Annotated in this window: 14 protein-coding genes; 4 read left to right on the plus strand and 10 right to left on the minus strand. The window is 62.4% G+C overall.

What is annotated here, in order from left to right:
• Nucleotides 1–20 precede the first annotated feature (20 nt).
• Nucleotides 21–998, plus strand: a complete 978-nt coding sequence (locus tag JQ631_RS04270; RefSeq protein WP_212324289.1) for an ankyrin repeat domain-containing protein — start codon at nucleotides 21–23, stop codon at nucleotides 996–998.
• A gap of 19 nt (nucleotides 999–1,017) precedes the next feature.
• On the opposite strand, the gene JQ631_RS04275 is transcribed toward JQ631_RS04270, so the two are convergent.
• The 5 genes from JQ631_RS04275 to JQ631_RS04295 form a co-directional block, all read right to left on the minus strand.
• Nucleotides 1,018–1,599, minus strand: coding sequence for a c-type cytochrome (locus tag JQ631_RS04275; protein ID WP_249160133.1), 582 nt, complete (start codon nucleotides 1,597–1,599; stop codon nucleotides 1,018–1,020).
• Nucleotides 1,600–1,682: 83 nt separating this feature from the next.
• Nucleotides 1,683–3,557, minus strand: coding sequence for a pyrroloquinoline quinone-dependent dehydrogenase (locus JQ631_RS04280; protein ID WP_249160135.1), 1,875 nt, complete (start codon nucleotides 3,555–3,557; stop codon nucleotides 1,683–1,685).
• Between the two features lie 217 nt (nucleotides 3,558–3,774).
• On the minus strand, nucleotides 3,775–5,100 hold the full coding sequence (locus tag JQ631_RS04285; RefSeq protein ID WP_249160137.1) for an MFS transporter: 1,326 nt from the start codon (nucleotides 5,098–5,100) through the stop codon (nucleotides 3,775–3,777).
• A 43-nt stretch (nucleotides 5,101–5,143) separates the two neighbouring features.
• Complete coding sequence (locus JQ631_RS04290) at nucleotides 5,144–6,256, minus strand: M14 family metallopeptidase (RefSeq protein ID WP_212324291.1); 1,113 nt, start codon at nucleotides 6,254–6,256, stop codon at nucleotides 5,144–5,146.
• Nucleotides 6,253–7,071, minus strand: a complete 819-nt coding sequence (locus JQ631_RS04295; protein ID WP_283841751.1) for a gamma-glutamyl-gamma-aminobutyrate hydrolase family protein — start codon at nucleotides 7,069–7,071, stop codon at nucleotides 6,253–6,255. The genes JQ631_RS04290 and JQ631_RS04295 overlap by 4 nt, the downstream gene beginning before the upstream one ends.
• Nucleotides 7,072–7,156: 85 nt before the next feature.
• Between JQ631_RS04295 and JQ631_RS04300 the strand changes: the two genes are divergently transcribed.
• Nucleotides 7,157–8,158: a LysR family transcriptional regulator gene (locus JQ631_RS04300; RefSeq protein ID WP_212324295.1), complete on the plus strand. Its 1,002-nt coding sequence runs from the start codon at nucleotides 7,157–7,159 to the stop codon at nucleotides 8,156–8,158.
• A gap of 19 nt (nucleotides 8,159–8,177) precedes the next feature.
• Here JQ631_RS04300 and JQ631_RS04305 read toward each other — a convergent pair whose 3' ends face one another.
• The gene (locus tag JQ631_RS04305) at nucleotides 8,178–9,608 is read right to left on the minus strand and encodes a TAXI family TRAP transporter solute-binding subunit (protein WP_212324297.1); all 1,431 of its coding nucleotides are present in this window, start codon (nucleotides 9,606–9,608) and stop codon (nucleotides 8,178–8,180) included.
• A gap of 168 nt (nucleotides 9,609–9,776) precedes the next feature.
• Here JQ631_RS04305 and JQ631_RS32615 point away from each other — a divergent pair, with 168 nt between their 5' ends.
• Nucleotides 9,777–10,034 carry a DUF3551 domain-containing protein gene (locus tag JQ631_RS32615; protein ID WP_433995515.1) on the plus strand — a complete coding sequence of 86 codons (258 nt, stop codon included), beginning with the start codon at nucleotides 9,777–9,779 and terminating at the stop codon, nucleotides 10,032–10,034.
• A 50-nt stretch (nucleotides 10,035–10,084) separates the two neighbouring features.
• On the opposite strand, the gene JQ631_RS04315 is transcribed toward JQ631_RS32615, so the two are convergent.
• The 4 genes from JQ631_RS04315 to JQ631_RS04330 all read right to left on the minus strand — a co-directional run bounded on the left by JQ631_RS04315 (nucleotide 10,085) and on the right by JQ631_RS04330 (nucleotide 15,508).
• Nucleotides 10,085–11,449 carry an MFS transporter gene (locus JQ631_RS04315; RefSeq protein WP_212324301.1) on the minus strand — a complete coding sequence of 455 codons (1,365 nt, stop codon included), beginning with the start codon at nucleotides 11,447–11,449 and terminating at the stop codon, nucleotides 10,085–10,087.
• A 229-nt stretch (nucleotides 11,450–11,678) separates the two neighbouring features.
• A complete protein-coding gene (gene frc, locus JQ631_RS04320) occupies nucleotides 11,679–12,956 on the minus strand; it encodes a formyl-CoA transferase (RefSeq protein WP_212324303.1) in 1,278 nt (425 codons plus the stop codon).
• A gap of 61 nt (nucleotides 12,957–13,017) precedes the next feature.
• Nucleotides 13,018–14,751, minus strand: a complete 1,734-nt coding sequence (oxc, locus tag JQ631_RS04325) for an oxalyl-CoA decarboxylase (RefSeq protein ID WP_212324305.1) — start codon at nucleotides 14,749–14,751, stop codon at nucleotides 13,018–13,020.
• Nucleotides 14,752–14,812: 61 nt separating this feature from the next.
• Nucleotides 14,813–15,508: a GntR family transcriptional regulator gene (locus tag JQ631_RS04330; RefSeq protein WP_249160460.1), complete on the minus strand. Its 696-nt coding sequence runs from the start codon at nucleotides 15,506–15,508 to the stop codon at nucleotides 14,813–14,815.
• A gap of 344 nt (nucleotides 15,509–15,852) precedes the next feature.
• Here JQ631_RS04330 and JQ631_RS04335 point away from each other — a divergent pair, with 344 nt between their 5' ends.
• Complete coding sequence (locus JQ631_RS04335; RefSeq protein ID WP_212324309.1) at nucleotides 15,853–17,982, plus strand: acetate--CoA ligase family protein; 2,130 nt, start codon at nucleotides 15,853–15,855, stop codon at nucleotides 17,980–17,982.
• Nucleotides 17,983–18,036: the final 54 nt, after the last annotated feature.

Below are 18,036 nucleotides of genomic sequence, written 5' to 3' on the forward strand. Positions count from 1 at the left end.
TTTCCACACGCGGTAAAGCATTGGCACGCGCGCACAGCCGTGGCATCTTGCGACAAAAGAAATGTGCGGGGGCTATCTTGGACCGACATGTTCTAATTCTCTGCGCGAGCGCAGTGGCTGTCCTGAGTGCGTCGACTGTTGTTCGCGCTGCCGATATCCAACGATGCCAGCAGCTTGGAAAGCAGCTTCGACTTGAAGGACCCAAGGTCAGTGCGACCGAGGTGTCGCTGGCCCTGTTTTCGGCGGCAGACGAGAATTGTACCGGCCTGGCCACCGAATTGCTCGACGGCGGGGCCTCGGTCGATGCTCGCGACAGGTTCGGCGCACGGCCGCTCAGTCACGCGGCGCGCAATGGCCGTCTGGAAATGGTGGAGCTCCTGCTTGCCCGTGGTGCGCCGATCAATGCCCGGAATCTGGCGGGTGCGACTGCGCTATACTATGCAGCCGAAAGGGGCCATGTCGCAGTCGTGCAAAAGCTCATCGCGCAAGGAGCTGACGTCAAGCTGACGGGCCGCAGCGGCCTCTCGCCTGTGGCTGCCGGTGCTTATGCAGGCAACGATACCATCGTCGACATCTTGATTGCGCACGGCGCCGATGAGCGCGCGCCCGATGAGACGGGAAAGCCGCCGATCGTCTACGCGGCGGCTCGCGCCAAGCTCGATGTTGTCAGGCGGCTGCTTACCCGAGACGTCGATGTCAACGCTCGCTACGTCCACGATCTCACACTCCTGATGTGGGCTGCGGGCGCGGACGAAAAGGTCGCAGAATCCGACGCCCTCAAGGTCGTCACATACCTGCTCGATGCCGGCGCTCACGTCGATGATCGGGATGCGCGCGGCAGGACTGCCCTGATGATTGCCGCGGAGGGAGGCCGATGCGAGATCGCCACTCTGCTGATCTCACGCGGCGCTGACGCTTCGTTGAGGGACAGGGGTGGCAAAGCCGCGGCGGATCTCACGACCGTGTCGTCCTTACGTGAGCGGCTCACGGCGCAATGACATCAAGCGGGTGCTCAAGCTAAAGCCCTGCCAGGAACTGAGCCAGCGCTGAAAGATCGTCAGGAGAAGTCGCAAGCATCAGGTCGGTCATGCCGGGATTGTTGCCGCGCGCCCGGGTGCGGAAATCGGCCATGGTCTTGGCCAGGTATTCCTCACTTTGCCCGGCCAGCCTGGGGACGGTGCTCGCGCCTTGAAACTGCTCGAGATGGCAACTGGTGCAGCCCACCGAGTGCTCGGCGGTGAGCGCTTTCTGTGTAACGTCCTTTGGTGGTCGCGGCTGGTTGAGGTTCGGCCACGGCTTCTGAGCAAAATACTCCGCAATCGCCAGCATGTCGTTCTTTTCGAACGTTGCGACGATCGGTTGCATCGTCTCGTTCTTGCGGTCACCCCGCTTGAAGTCGCGCAACTGGATGTAGATGTAGCCGGCCTGCTGTCCCCAGATGATCGGGATTGTCTTGTCCGCCGGCTTGCCGTCCTGGCCGTGGCAGCCGGTACAGACCTCGACTTTCTCTGCCAGGCTCTGCGCGGAGCTCGGGCTTGCGCACAAAAGCGTTCCGAAAATCATCCCGGCCAATATCTTGAGAATCAAATTGTCGCCCATCGATTTCCATTCCAGTAAGGCTCAACAGAAGCGGGGCCTCAACCGGCCCCGCTTTGGTGATGTCGACGCGATTGTCTGCTTCGTCAGTCGAGGGTGAAGGCGATGATATTGTTGCCTCGCCTGAAGTTGACCTGGGTGTTGCCGCCTGCACCGACCACGATGTATTGCTTGCCGCCAACCGAATAGCTGGACGGTGGCGCGTTGACGCCCGCGCCGGCTCGGAAATTCCATAGTTCCTTGCCGGTGGAGGAATTGTAGGCGGCGAACTTGCCGTTGCCTTCGCCGGTAAACACCAGACCGCCTGCGGTGGCCAGAATGCCCCCGATCATCGGCTCCGGCGTCTTCACCTGCCACTTGATCTTGCCGGTATCGTAATTGACGGCCGTGATGTTGCCCGACTGCTTCTCACCCGCAATGGCCGTGAAAGCGCCGCCGAGCCACAGCTTGCCGTTTGGATAGTCGGAGCTTTCGACCCGGTAGGTCATGGGCTGATGCAGGTTGATGGCGTAAGCGAGTTTCTGCCCGGGGTCGGTGGCGATCGGCGACCATTCAACGCCGCCATTTGCACCGGGAAGCATCCGCGCGCCTTCCTTCGTCGGCAGGGTCCACATGTTCTCCTGCGGCACCATCGCGTCCGAGAACCGGATCAGGCTGCAATCTTTCCGGTTGTGAACATAGATGTGCCCCGTCTTGCCGGCATGGATCACGCCGGGGATCGTCGAGCCGTTCTTGTCCTTTACGTCCACGAGCACGGGCGGACTGACCGCATCGAGATCCCAGACGTCGTGGGCAATGTACTGGAAGTGGCAGACATACTTTCCGGTATCGAGATCAAGCGCGACCAGCGAGTCGGTGTAAAGATTGTCGCCGGGCCGCGATACGCCGTCGAGGTCGGGCGACGGGTTGCCGACCACGAAGTAGATTCGGTTCGTCGCGAGATCGACAGCCGGGTTCTGCCAGACGCCGCCTCCCAATTTCTTGTAGGGGTCGCCAATCTTGGCGAGTTGATCCTTTTCGGCCTGGATGTTGCGGTGCATGTCGCGGCCGGTCGCGTCCTTCGTCGCCCACACGCCGACGGATTGCTCCGCCGTGGTGTCGAAATTCCAGACCTGCTTGCCGGTCTTTGCGTCGTAGGCTCTGACGAAGCCGCGAATTCCGTACTCGCCGCCATTCGTTCCGATCAGGACTTTGTCTTTGACGACGGTGGGCGCCATCGTTTCGCTGTAGCCGAGTTCGGGATCGGCAACGTCGGTTGTCCAGACGACTTCGCCGGTCTTTGCGTTCAGCGCGACAAGTTTGGCATCAAGTGTGGCGAGGTAGACCTTGTCGCCGAGAACCTGAACGCCTCGATTGTTCGGGCCGCAGCAGTAGGTCGTGATGGGACCCATCTTGTGATTGTAGTGCCAGAGCTGTTCGCCGGTCTTCGCGTCGATGGCGTAGACGTGGCTGAACGATGTTGTCACATACATCACGCCATCGACCACAATCGGTGACGTTTCAAGGGACTCCTTCACCTGCGTCTGGAAGATCCAGGCGACGTGCAGGTTCTTTACATTGTCGCGGTTGATCTGCTTGGCAGGATAAAAACGTGTCTGCGAATAGTTGCCGTTGGTCAGCAGAAAATTCGTCGCGTTCTTGTCCGCGGCGTTGAGTTGATCCTGAGTGACGGGAGCGATCTTTGCTTCGCGGGAGGGGGACCATTGGTCCGGGTTGGCGACTTCTTGTGCTTGACCTGGTGTTACCAGCGCGAAGCCAAGGGCAAGCAACGTGGCGTTCGCAATAGAAAATCTATTCATGGAATCCGCCCCATATGATTTTAAATTATTAAAACCGGCATTATGCGTGCCGGTGTAATGGCACTGTGATCCCGCCAGTTGTGTTTGACAAGGACAAAGCTCCAGGCGGGCAAGGGCCTTGATGGCTGCTGTTTGCGGCTGCAGCGCGGTGCATTGCAGCATGGGGCAAGCTTGCAAGGGAGACTTCAGCCAACCAGTCGGTCGCGATTGAAAACTCGTACCTCAATGGGGCGGCACTCGCGACGCGAGTGCAAGGAGAAGGACTGGATTGGCATCGACATCCCCCGAGCGGAGCGCAAGCAGCGCCGCGGGGTTGCGCAAGGACTACGCGGTCGGGCAGGGGCTGGTGCCGGGGTAGGCAAGCTCCAAGCCCGGCGCGCTACTTCGTGACGTCGAAATTCCGGGTCTCGGGGAGCATGGCCATTGCCACGATGCTGACCAGGCTGATGGCCGCGGTGTAGTAGGCGGGCACGAGCGGATCCTGTGTCACCGCCAAGAGCCAGGTCACTACGAATTGTGTTGTGCCGCCGAACAACGTCGCGCCGATCGCATAGATCAACGATAGCCCGGTGCTGCGAATGGCCATCGGCATCATCTCGGGCAAAGCGACCAGACTTGCCGAGCCGCTGAGTGCGGTGAGGGCAGCCAGGACCGCCGTGACCACGAGGAGGGTGGTGGCGTTTGGCACGCCGGCGAGCCAGAAGAACATCGGCACGATCAGCAACATCAGGGCGACCCGCGGCAGGATCATCGTGATTTTGCGGCCGAACCGGTCGCAGAGCAGGCCGGCGATCAGGCCGAACGCAAAGGTGAGGATGCCGCCGACCAGGACGCTGCTTTGGGCGAGTGCGGCAGGCAGATGCAGCGTCTGAATCGCATAGGTCGTCATGTAGTTGCCGACCTGCGACGACACCGTTCCGGCTGCCGTGATGAGAATACCCAGCACAAGATAGCGACGCTGGCCGGAGAATACGGAGCCGACGATCTGCTTCGTGCTCCGATTTTCGCTGGTTTCGAGCGTCTCTGGCAGGCTGCGCCGGATGTAAACGGCGATCGGGATGAGCACGAGGCTGAACAGGAAGGGAATGCGCCATCCCCAGGCCGCGAGATCAGCGGGCGAAAGGATCAGCGAGACGGTAACGCCGAACAGGCCACCGACCGCTACCGCGATTCCCTGGCTCGCAATCTGCCAGCTCGCGTAGAAACCGCGCTTGTTGACCGGCGCGGCCTCAATCAGCAACGCCGTCGACGGTCCAACCTCGCCGCCGATCGCAAGGCCCTGCAGCAGCCTGCAGATAACGACCAGGATCGGCGCCGCGATGCCGATGCTGGCGTAGCTCGGTGTCGCGGCCAGGCCCAGTGTGCCGACCGTGATGAGCACGACGGTGAGGATCATGGCCGGCCGGCGTCCCGCCCTGTCCGCGAAAGCGCCGATCAGGATGCCGCCGAGCGGACGAGTGAAGAAGCCGACACCGAACGTCGCGACGGAGGCAAGCAGGCTGCCGAACTCGCCACCCATCGGGAAGAAGGCGCGGCCGATGTAGACTGCAAAGTAGGCGTAGATGACGAAGTCGTAGAATTCGAGGGCGTTGCCGGCGACGGCAGCCGCGACCGCCTTGCGGCTCACGCCTCGCGCTGCGACCGTGCGCTGCGGCTTGCCGTCCATGGCATCCATCTGCAATTGCGAGGTGGCAATCGTGCTCATGTGTCGATGTTCCTGCTGGAATGACGTGTTGTCGCGTTCTGCTTTAGGCCACTTCGAGAGCTGTCGGGATCTGCGTGGCATTAAGTCCGTGGAGCGCCTGCAGATAGGCTTCGCGCGCTTGCTGCCAGACCGGGATTTTCCAATCGTCGGCGTCGGGATAGAAGGCATCCTTGAGTGTCTGCTTGATCGACATGCGCTGCTCGGCATTGGCGCTTCCGGACCGGTGCAGCCATTGTTCGGCGCGCAGCGCGTTCTGGACCTGCGGGAAGGGCCGCGTGCCGTATTCGAGGCAGATATGGGTGTGAAGCGCGTCGGGGCATTCCTGCGAAAACGCGGTCTGGATTGGTCCGTTGAGCGGGATGCTGGTCGACGTGCCTGACACGACCGACGTCAGCTTGCCCCACCATGAACGCGCGCGTTCAAGAACGACGGGGTCCTCAGGGCAGGCAAAAATGCGCTCTCCGAAGCCGTATGGGCCAAGGCCGGTGTGGATGTCGATCGAGGCGATGTGTTCGCGTCCGATGGCGAATTCCCGCAGAATGCGTCTGAAGGTCTCGTTGCTCCAGGTTGGACCGGCTCCGCCGAAGAACATGCCGTCCTCGAATGCGTATTGTCCCATCGACATCGCGCGTTGCAGCCCGCGCTGTCCGACCCGCTCGACATAGGCGGCAAGGCTTGCCTCGTTGTCGGGCTGCGGAGGCCAAGCCGCCGGCAGCAGAAGATCGTGTATGGCGGCGTAGTCGGCGTTGACGGGCAAGGGCGCGGAAAAGTCGATCAGGTTGCGATTGAGGTCGACATTTTCCTGGGTGACGCGGCGCGAGTGCGAAAACCCGTAGGGATTCAACGCGTGAATATGCAATACGGCGACGTCTGACTTCGCGCGGACATGCTCCTGCAAGCCAAGTATTCCGGTCTGGATGGCCGAACCGCAGTAGCCCTCGACGCCGTGAACCCCGCTGATCACGATCAGCAGCGACGCGGCATCGACGGGGCCGTCGAAAACCACGTCGGTCGCCAGCGTTTCGCCCCGCACGCCCTGAAGGGGCAGCACGAACGAGGTGACCGGGAGCGCGCGCAACGCCGCGGCCTGCATGAATTTCGCGCGCGCTTGCACATAGCTCGTGCTGAAGAGGTCGAGAATATCCTTGTTGTTCATGAGTCGCTCTCAACGTGCTTGAATGGCTTGTCGCGGTGTCTTGCAGTCCGACGGTCCTGGCAGGCCGCACCAAAACGGGCAAAAATCGCGCGGCTGAGCCCACTGTCATCGATGCGCATTTCCGGATGCCATTGCAGCGCCAGCGTCCATTGATGCGCATCGTCGATCGAGAAGGCTTCGATCAGTCCGTCCGGCGCCGTCGCTTCGATGCGCAGGCCTCGACCAAGGCGCTCGATGCCCTGGTGATGCAACGAATTGACCCGAACGCGGTCTTCACCCGTGAGTTCTGCGAGCTTGCCGCCGCGGGCGATGTGCACGTCATGACTGTCGTCGTACCAACGCTGGATCGGACGATCGTGATCGCCCTCGCGGTGATCGAGACCGCCCGGCCGTTCGTGAACGGCGGGCTGCAAAGTGCCGCCGAAGGCCACGTTGATCTCCTGCAATCCGCGGCAAATGCCGAGGACGGGAAGGCCCGCAGAGATCAGCCGGCGTATCATCGGCAATACGACTGCATCGCGGTCGCGATCCAGCTTTACCGTTGGCGCCAGCGGCGGAGCAGCATAGCGCTCGGCCGCGACATTCGAGGGACTGCCCGTGAGGACAAGGCCATCGATGCCGGCGAGCAGGCTCTCCATGTCGACGCAACCGGGGGCCGCCGGCAGGAGAACGGGGAGCGCGTGCGCCATCTCGCTCACAGCCCGCACATATCCGTGCAGGGCCGCGTAGGCAGGGTGTCCATGCGAGTCGATGCAATCGCTCATGATTGCAACGACGGGCCGGACCGGAAATGTGGTCGGCGACTGGCAATCCATGGCGCACCAATATCGCGCCGGGGCATTTGCGGATATTGCATTTATACTTCATAATCCATGCATGAGATGCAATTAGCGGGACGCCGTGAACACACGACAGCTTCGCCATTTCCTTGCGGTTCTCGATCTGGGATCGCTGAGTGCGGCCGCTGAGGCGGTGCATCTCAGCCAGCCGGCGCTGTCGCGAAGCCTGAGCGCGCTCGAAGACGAACTGCGTGCGCCACTGTTCGACCGAACGGGCCGGCGGCTTCGGCCGACACCCTACGCCTTGGCTTATGCGAAGCGTGCGCGTCAGATCGTGTTCGATGCAAACGAGGGAACACGCGAGCTCAAATTGATGCGGGGTGGCGAGCTCGGACGGCTCTCGTTCGCCATGGGCTCCTCGCTCGCAGCCTGGTTGCTCGGACCCATGATGTTGAAGCTGATGCAGGAGGCGCCCGCACTCAAGCTGAGTGCGCTGATCAAGACGTCGGACACGATGGTCGAGGCGCTCATTGGCGAGACGCTCGACTTCTTTGTCGGTGACATTAGCGTCGCAGCGCTGGTGCCGGATCTGGCGGCCGAGCCGGTCTTTCCCTGTACGTTCGGCTGGTTCGGCCGCAAGGATCACCCGCTTTCGGCGAAGCGGCGGATCGGGATCGGCGAACTCAAGGCATATGCCGTCGTCGGGACAGGCCACCTCGAAGAAACACTATTGCGGCGATTTGCACAGCTCTATTCATTGCGGCCGCCGGTGATTGATCATTTCGGGATCATCGCCGACGACGTCACGTCGGTGCGACGGGTGATCGTCGGGAGCGATGCGGTGGTCCCGGCCACGGACCTGTCAATGATCGACGCACTGCGTACCGGCGAGGTGGTCGCGCTCGACGTCGATCCGCCACTGGATGATCTCGAGATGACACTCGGTATCGTGCGGCGCCAGGGACGCACGCTTGTACCGGCGGCCGAACGCGCCTTCGAGATCGTTCGCTCGCAATTTGCCGAGGCCGCGATGGAAATTGCGCGTCTGCGCGGACAAAAGACGACTGCGGGCCGGGCTACCCGGTCGGCAAAGCGGGCAATCAAGCGGAGACGACGCTCCTAACTCGCAATGCAAAGCATAATCAACCAATGTTGGCCTCCGACCCGACCCCGCGCTTTGCTCCCGCCGGGGCGGGCATTTTGTTCCGGGCAATGATGGCGCGGCGGACTAGGCCGATGTGTTCGCGCAGCGTGTAGGCTTCGCTCGCGAATCCCGTCGGCGTATGAATTCTCGAGACAGCGTCTTCGATGCGCGTCAGATCGGTCAGCCATTTGTCGATCGGCAAATCGCCCGTGCGTGCGGCCACGTCGCGCTCGAGCATGGCCAGCTCGCCATACCAACGGAAAATGCGTGACCGGACGTGCCAGCGCACCAATTGAGGCAAATAGTGGAAGAGCGGAAACAGGATTGCGGCGAGTGGCAGCAAGACGATGATGGAGCGCTCGCCCAATGCGGCAATCCAGAACGGCATGTACTGATAGAGAATGGTGCGGCCGAAACGCCGGTGCTGGTCGGCGTCAGTCGAGACGGTTAGATCGACCTGAGTCGTGCTCGGAAATTCGCCGGCATCCTCGAAGAGGCCTTGCTTGCCGTGAATCTCGCGCGCGGCGTCGATCAGCAGATGCGTGATGGCCGGATGAAGGTCCTTTCGGGCCACCAGCATCTCCTTGGTGCCAATCAGGTCGACCTCTTTCTCCGGAATGTTGTCGGCCAGGTCGATCACGCCGGGTGGCAGTTTGAGTGTGCTGATGAAGTTGAGCCGGCGGCGATATGCCTCGGCCCTGCTGTAGCTCAAAACGCTCAGGGACGGATCGCGAAGCGCGTTCCAGACGGCGGGATTGTCTGCGCCATCGACGAAGATGGCGGCATCGACATCCCCCGAGCGTAACGCAAGCAGAGCGGCGAGGTTGCTCAAGGGCTGCATTTTGACGTTGTCGGACGAGAGCCCGTTGAGCTCGAAGACGGAGTCGCTGAGTGAGCGTGCCCCGCTGCCGGCGACGCCCACGGCAACCCTGTGATCGCGCAACTCGTTGACGAAGTTGAGCGGCTCCGCCTTGCGGTGGAATATCCAAAGCGGCACGTAATAGAGACTCGCGAGCATCATGACGTTGCTCGTATCGGACGTCCGTGCGAGGCCGCCTTGGGTGAAGCCGATATCGACGCCTGATTTCGGATCCTGCAGCAGCCTCAGATTATCTGCCGGGCCATTGGTGATCCGTTCTTCGACCGTAACGCCGGATCGCGCCAGGATGTCGATGTAGCGTCTTGCATGCTGGTGCAGCAGGCCGTCTTCGAGCCCGGACGCAAGGACGATGTGACGCGATGGTGCGGTTTGCAGAACATACGCCACGGCCAGGATCGTGGCCGCGATCGATGTCAGGACAATGGCCGCGAGGCCCAGACGGCTGCGCGGAGGGAGTAATGCGAGGCTTCGGAGTATCGGGCGTCTCATCTCGTGGTGCCGAACGGAGGGAACGTTGGAAGGAAACGCGCCTCCTTCTTGCGAGAACAAGCCGTGTCGCCCTGTCTTCCCAAGAACTCTGTCATGACGCGACGGGCTTGACCTAGATCAAGACTGTCGTGCCGTCCCGACTTCATTGCGAAACACTGTGCCTGCAACGGCCGGGTGCGCAGGGATTGGAGACCGCATTTGACACGTTATCTCGTCGCAGCATTGCTCATGGGAATTGCGATTGGTTCAGTCGGCCCGGCTTCAGCAGAGTTTTCACAATATCCATTCTGCCTTCAGGGCAGGGATTATCCCGGGTGGAGCGGATGCTCGTACGATACGCTTCAGGCCTGCCGGGTCACGGCATCAGGGATGGCTGCCCATTGCATTTCAAATCCCTGGTATCGTGGCGGCGGCTCCAGGCCCTCGACCCGGTCGGTGCCGAGGGGAGCTCTCGAGCCGATGGTGGTACCGCCTCCGCCGCACTAGACCGAGGGGAGGCCGCGTAGGCCTGGGAGTGGTTCGGCCCGGCATCTGCGCTATGCCGTTGCCGGAACCGCCGGGCGCTTCACCAGCGCAAAGGCCGCGGCCGCCAATAGGCAGAGGAGCCCGGCAACAAGAAACGCGGGTACATAGGTCCCCAGCGCATCCCTGCTGACGCCCGCGGCAAATGCCATCAGGCCAACGCCGAGCTGATGGGCGGCAAAAATCCAGCCGAAGATCACCGGTCCCATCTCCCGCCCGAACGTGCCGACCGTCAGTTTGACCGTGGGCGGAACGGTCGCGATGAAGTCGAGCCCGTAAAGCATCGCGAACGCGCTCATCGCACCCAGCGTCGCGTTGGACTCCACGAGCCAGATCAGCGCAAGGCCTCGAAAGCCGTAGTAGATCGCCAACAGCCATCGGTTGTCGTAGCGGTCGGACAGCCATCCCGAACCGATGGTACCGATCAGGTCGAACACCCCGATCATGGCGAGCAGGCCTGCCGAGGTCACGGCCGGCAGGCCAAGATCGCCGCAGAACGGTACGAAGTGGGTCGATGTCAGCCCGTAGCTGGATACGCCGCAGATCAGGAACGTCGCCGCCAGCACCCAGAACACCAGGCGGGTTGATGCGAGGCGCAGGCCCTGAAAACTGATCACCGCAAAGTTTTGCGCGGGAATTGCAGGGATCGGCGGCATCGCCGTCTCCCCGAGTGGCGCCAGTCCCAATTCCTGCGGACGGTCCTTCCCGAACAACAGAAACAGGACCAGCGACAGGAAAAGACCGAGGCCGGACGGAATGAGCGCGACGCGCCAGCCCCAATGTTCGGCGATCCACGCCCCCAGCGGCATGAAGATCAAGGTGCCGGTTGCAATTGATCCGTTGAGGAGGCCGACCACCAGTCCCCGGTGCTTCGTGAACCAGCGCACCGAAACGACCGCGGCCAGTTGCAGGGCCGTGAGCCCAGGCGCGATGCCGAGAATGAGCCCGAGGCCAAACCACATCTCGAAGCGGTTCGTCATGACGATCGTCAGCAGTAATCCGGCCAACGCGAGCGTGCCGGCGATCGCCAGCATCATCCTCGGCCCATAGCGGAGCATGAGGCCGCCGGCGAACGGTGCCACCAGTCCGAACAATGCGAAGCGAAGTCCCTGCGACGCCGAGAGCTCACCCATGCTGACGTGCACGTCAGCCGCGATCTCTCGCATCAGGACGCTGGGCACACCGAGCGCCGAGCTTGCAAACAGGGAGTAGAGAAATCCCAGTGCAGCCATGACCCAGCCGTAGTGGATGTTCCGAGCGGCAGCGTGTCGGGCCGCGAATTCAGCAAGCATGGCCAAATTCCTTTTGCGAAAATGAATTCCCCAAAAAACGGCGCCGACTAAAGAGGCCGCGGATACCAGCGGTGCTTCAAGGTGCACTTCGTCAGGAAGGGCAATTCTTCCGAGAGTGGCATCCTACCCCTGTTTTGCCCGACGCGTCAAAGGGAATTTCGACTAATCAGAAGTTACACGTGACGCCTTGGTATTTGGCTACTGTGCATGGGGTTGTTTTGCAGTTTTTGGTCGGGGGCCTATGGCGGCACGGCCTCTCAAATGCAAAAGGGCCGCCTTGAGGGCGGCCCTTTCGTCTTGATCGAGTCGGTGCCGCTTACTCGGCGGCCTGCTTCTGCGGCGGGTCGAGTGCGCCGGACTTGTGGATCTCGGCGACCTGATGGTCGCTGAAGCCGAGCACCGCGCGCAGGATCTCGTCGGTGTGCTCGCCGAGCAGCGGAGAGCGGGTGACGTCCGCCGGTGAGTCCGACAGCTTGATCGGGTTGCCGACCGAGATGTACTTGCCGCGGGTTGGATGATCGACCTCGACCACGGTGCCGGTCGCGCGCAGCGACTGGTCCTCGGCGATCTCCTTCATCGACAGGATCGGGCCGCAGGGGATGTCGTCCTTGTTGAGGATTTCCATCGCCTCGAACTTGGTCTTCGTCATCGTCCACTGTTCGATGCGCGCGAAGATCTCGTTCAGGCGCGGCAGGCGGGCCGCCGGCTTGGCGTAGTTCGGATCGGTCTTCCAGGTCGGCTCGCCGATCACGTCGCAGATCTTCTCCCAGACCGGGGCCTGGGTGATGAAGTAGATATAGGCGTTGGGATCGGTCTCGAAACCCTTGCACTTCAGGATGCGGCCGGGCTGGCCACCGCCGGAATCGTTGCCGGCGCGCGGCACGGCATCGCCGAACGGAATGCCTTCGCCGAACTGGCTGTATTCCTTGAGCGGACCGTGGGCGAGGCGCTGCTGGTCGCGCAGCTTGACGCGGGCGAGGTTGAGCACGCCGTCCTGCATCGCAGCCGTGACGCGCTGGCCCTTGCCGGAATGGGTGCGGTGATAGAGCGCGGTGACGATGCCGAGCGCCAGATGCAGGCCGGTGCCGCTGTCGCCGATCTGTGCGCCGGTGACGAGCGGCAGACCGTCGCGGAAGCCGGTGGTGGAGGCGGCGCCGCCGGTGCACTGCGCGACGTTCTCATAGACCTTGCAGTCTTCGTACGGTCCGGGGCCGAAGCCCTTGATCGATGCGACGATCATCTTCGGGTTGATCGCCTGGATCTTCTCCCAGGGGAAGCCCATGCGGTCGAGCACGCCGGGGCCGAAGTTTTCGACCAGCACGTCGCACTTCTTGATGAGCTCGGTGAGGACTTCCTTGCCCTTGGGGTTCTTGGTGTCGAGCGTGATCGAACGCTTGTTGTGGTTGAGCATGGTGAAGTACAGGCTGTCCACGTTCGGGATGTCCTGCAGCTGGCCGCGGGTGATGTCACCCACGCCCGGGCGTTCAACCTTGATCACGTCGGCGCCGAACCAGGCGAGCAGCTGCGTGCAGGTCGGTCCCGATTGAACGTGGGTGAAGTCGAGAATGCGAACGCCCTCGAGCGCTTTGGTCATGATGTTGCTCCGTACTCTGTCTGCCCCTGCGAACCACAGGGAATAAAGGGTTGAGGGGGACTTACTTCTTCTTCTGCAGAACACTCTGCGGATTGAGGTTGCCGATGCGGCCGCTCTCGGAACCGGCAGCCGGATCGATCACCGCGTTGATGAGCGTCGGCTTGCCCGAGGCCATCGCCTCGTTGACGGCGCGCTTGAGCTCGTCGGGCGAGGTGGCATTCACGCCGACGCCGCCGAAGGCTTCCATCATCTTGTCGTAACGCGCGCCCTTGACGAACACGGTCGTCGCCGGATCGGCGTTGACGCTGTTGACGTCGGTGCCGCGATAGATGCCGTCATTGTTGAAGATGACGACGCAGATCGGCAGGTTGTAGCGGCAGATGGTCTCGACCTCCATGCCGGAGAAGCCGAAGGCCGAGTCGCCTTCAACCGCGAGCACGGGGTGGCCGGTTTCGAGCGCAGCCGCGATCGCCTGGCCCATGCCGATGCCCATCACGCCCCAGGTGCCGACGTCGAGACGCTTGCGCGGACGGTACATGTCGATGACGCCGCGGGCGAGGTCGAGCGTGTTGGCGCCTTCGTTGACGAGGATCGCCTCGGGATGATCCTTGATCACGTTCTTCAGCACGCCGAGCGCGCCGTGATAATCCATCGGCGACTTGTTGTTCATGAGCTTCGGCGCCATCTTGGCGACGTTCTCGTCGCGCTTGGTCACGATGGCCTTGGTCCATTCGGCGGGCGGGGCGGTCCAGCCCGAAGCGATCGCCTGATTGAAGGCGGCAACGACCGAGCCGATATCGCCGACGACGGGCGCGACGATCTCGACGTTGGAGTCCATCTCACGCGGTTCGATGTCGACCTGGATGAACTTCTTGGGGGTCTCGCCCCAGTTCTTGCCCTTGCCGTGCGAGAGCAGCCAGTTCAATCGCGCGCCGATCAGCATGACGACGTCGGAGTCCTTCAGCACGGTCGAACGGGCCGCGCCTGCGCACTGCGGATGCGTGTCGGCGAGGAGGCCCTTGGCCATGCTCATCGGCAGGAAGGGCACGCCGCTCTTCTCGACAAAAGTCTTGATCTCCTCGTCGGCCTGCGCGTAGGCGGCGCCCTTGCCGAGGATGATCAACGGACGCTTGGCGCTCTTCAGCACGTCGAGTGCGCGCTTGATCGAAGCGGGCGAGGGGATCTGCGCCGGCGCAGCATCGATCACCTTGACCAGCGACTTCTGGCCGGCATCGGCGTTCATCACCTGACCGAACAGTTTCGCCGGCAAGTCGAGATAGACGCCGCCCGGACGGCCCGAGACCGCGGCGCGGATGGCGCGGGCGAGACCGATGCCGATGTCCTGGGCGTGCAGCACGCGATAGGCCGCCTTGCACAGCGGCTTTGCGATCGCGAGCTGGTCCATCTCTTCGTAGTCGCCCTGCTGGAGGTCGACGATCTCGCGCTCGGAGGAGCCCGAGATCAGGATCATCGGGTAGCAGTTGGTGGTGGCGTGCGCGAGCGCGGTGAGACCGTTGAGGAAGCCTGGCGCGGAGACGGTGAGGCAGATGCCGGGCTTCTTGGTGAGGTAGCCGGCAATGCCTGCGGCGTAACCGGCGTTCTGCTCGTGGCGGAACGAGATCATGCGAATGCCGGCGGCCTGCGCCATGCGGCCCAAATCCGTGATCGGGATGCCCGGCACATTATAGATGGTGTTGATGCCGTTCAGCTTGAGCGCGTCGATGACGAGATGGAAGCCATCCGTCAGTTCCTGCTCGGTGCCCGGTGCTTCGGACTTGGTCGCGGTGTTCAGCATGGGCCTTATCTCCCTGGTCTCAAGTAGTGGGGCGAGTTTCTCGCCCTTCTGGTGAACGTTGCTAGGTGAACAGTTCTTGACCATGCGCTTCGACGTAGGCGGCAAGGCCAAGGGTGTGGTCGCGGGCGCGCTTCTCGGCGAGCTCGGTGTCGCGGGCTTCCAGCGCCTCGATCATGGCGAGATGCTCGGGCAGTGAGGTCGCGGTGCGGTCCTTGCGGCCGATCGTCAGTTGCCGGTAGCCGCGCACGTGCAGCAAGAGGTCGTTGGTGAGGTCGACCAGCACGGGGGATTCCGACAGCGAGATCAGCGCCTGGTGGAAAGCGATGTTGGCGCGCGAATATTCCTCGACGTGATCCTCGGGCAGGCGGTCCTTGCCGAAGTCCTTGAAGAAGTCGCGCAGCGCCGAGATGTCCTTCTTGCGCGCGGTGTTGGTGATGAGGCGGGCCGCCATGCTCTCCAGCGCCGCCCAGGCGCGGATCATGTCGACGATCTCGCTCTTGGTCCTGCGCACCACCATGATGCCGCGACGCGGCACAGTCTTCACGAAACCGTCCTGCTCGAGCATCGCAATGGCTTCGCGGATCGGCGTGCGGCTGACACCCAGACGTTCGGACAACGCGCGCTCGTCCAGCATGACCGGCTCGGGCGTCGAATAGATGTCCATCCTGAGGATGGCTTCCTTCAAGGCGTCGTACGCCTTGTTCTTGAAGCTGCTCTCCGGGGCAATACGAACGATTGCGATGTCTGCCTCGGCCATGTTCGGCAACGCCTTGGTTGATTTCCGCAGTGACACGACGATTCTCCTCCAGTGGGAGTCGTCTTTTACAGGATTATTTACCGGAAAGTTTTTGGCATACCACATGCCAGAATGTCAAGCTGGCTATTTTTTGCGGCGTTCTAGGTGGTGCTTCGACTTGACAAGTTGGCTTCTGGCATACCAAATGCCATCGCTAGCCATTTTTGATCCAAGCTGGCGGAGTAATCAAGGCATTTCGCCGCTTCGTTCCGCTAGATGGAACAGAGTGCGGCGATGGCAAGTGTCACGGCAGCCGCATCACGCGCGCTTCGCAAAGCAAGAACTGAAGGTCAAGGGAGAAGCCTATGTCCAATTCCAAAGACGTCGTCCGCAAGGTCCTTGACCAGGTCAAGGTCGACAACCGCACCAGCCTGACCGCGCCCGAGGGCAAGGTAGTCTGCGACGCCTATGGCATTCCGGTGCCGAAAGAGGGCGTGGCGAAGTCGGCCGGCGAGGCCGGCAAGATGGCGTCGTCGATGGGCTTCCCGGTGGTGATGAAAATCGTCTCGCCGGACATTCTGCACAAGACCGAAGCCGGCGGCGTCATCGTCGGCGTCAAGACGGCGCAGGATGCCGAGAAGGCCTACGAGACCATTCTCGGAAACGCGAAGAAGTACAAGGCCGATGCCAAGATCGAGGGCATCCAGGTGCAGCAGATGCTGGCCGGTGGCACCGAAGTCATCGTCGGTTCGATCACCGACGGCTCGTTCGGCAAGCTGGTGGCCTTCGGCCTCGGCGGCGTGCTGGTCGAAGTGCTGAAGGACATCACCTTCCGCCTTGCGCCCGCGACCAAGGAAGATGCGCTGTCGATGCTCGACGGCATCCAGGCACACGAAATTTTGAAGGGCGTTCGGGGCGGTGAACCGGTGAACCGTACCGCGCTGGCCGACGTCATCGTCAAGGTCTCGCAGCTCGTCACCGATTTCCCGGAGATCGTCGAGCTCGACCTCAACCCGGTGTTCGCCACCGCAAAGGACGCGATCGCTGCCGACGTGCGCATCGTCGTCGACTTCGCCTACGTGCCGAAGCCGAAGCCGCGCCCGACCGAAGAGATCGTCGCGGCCATGAACCGCATCATGCAGCCGAAGGCGGTTGCCGTGGTCGGCGCCTCAGCCGAGGATGGCAAGATCGGCAACTCCGTGATGAAGAACCTCATCAACGGCGGCTACAAGGGAGAGATCTATCCGATCCACCCCAAGGCGGCCGAAATCCTCGGCTATAAAGCCTACAAGAGCGTCAAGGACGTGCCTGGCGTGATCGACACCGCGGTGTTTGCGATTCCCGCGAAGTTCGTGGCGGCCGCGCTCACCGAATGCGGTGAGAAGAAGATCCCCGGCGCCGTGCTGATCCCGTCAGGCTTCGCTGAAGCCGGTGCGCCGGAGCTGCAGGCCGAGATCGTCGAAGTCGGCAAGAAGTACGACATCCGCCTGATGGGGCCGAACATCTACGGCTTCTATTATACGCCGGCGAATCTTTGCGCGACCTTCTGCACGGCCTACGACGTGAAGGGCCACGCGGCGCTGTCGTCGCAGTCGGGTGGCATCGGCATGGCCATCATCGGCTTCTCGCGCTCGGCCAAGATGGGCGTCTCCGCGATCGTCGGCCTCGGCAACAAGTCCGATATCGACGAGGACGATCTGCTCGCCTTCTTCGAGCAGGATCCGAACACCAACCTGATCGCGCAGCACTGCGAAGATCTCAAGGACGGCCGCGCTTTTGCGGAAGCCGCCAAGCGCGTCTCCAAGAAGAAGCCGGTCGTCGTGCTGAAGGCCGGCCGCACCTCGGCTGGCGCGAAGGCTGCCTCGTCGCACACCGGCGCGCTCGCCGGTAACGACAAGATCTACGAGGATGTCCTGGCGCAGTCCGGCGTGATCCGCGCCCGCTCGCTTCGGCAGTTGCTCGAATTCGCCCGCGGCGTTCCGGTGCTGCCGACGCCGAAGGGCGAAAACGTGCTGATCATCACCGGTGCGGGCGGCTCGGGTGTGTTGCTGTCGGACTCCTGCGTCGACAACGGCCTGTCGCTGATGTCGATGCCGCCGGATCTCGATACGGCCTTCCGCAAGTTCATCCCGCCGTTCGGCGCGGCCGGAAATCCTGTGGACATCACCGGCGGCGAGCCCCCGATCACCTACGTCAACACGGTGAAGCTCGGCCTGTCGGACGAGCGCATCCACTCGCTGATCCTGGGCTACTGGCACACCATCGTCACGCCGCCGATGGTGTTCGCCCGCAACATGGTCGAGGTGAAGAAGGAGATGGAGGCCAAGGGCTTTGTGAAGCCGATCGTCGCCTCGCTCGCCGGCGACGTCGAAGTCGAGGAGGCCGCCGAATATCTCTACCAGAACGGTATCCCGGCCTATGCCTACTCGACCGAACTGCCGGTCGAGGTGCTCGGTGCCAAGTACAAGTGGGCCCGCGGCGCGGGCCTGCTCTGAGACGAAGACTTCACCTCTCCCCGTCCGCGGGGAGAGGTGATAACTGTCAGGTCG

It is taken from the genome of Bradyrhizobium manausense, assembly GCF_018131105.1.
Taxonomy (GTDB): Bacteria; Pseudomonadota; Alphaproteobacteria; order Rhizobiales; family Xanthobacteraceae; genus Bradyrhizobium; species Bradyrhizobium manausense_B.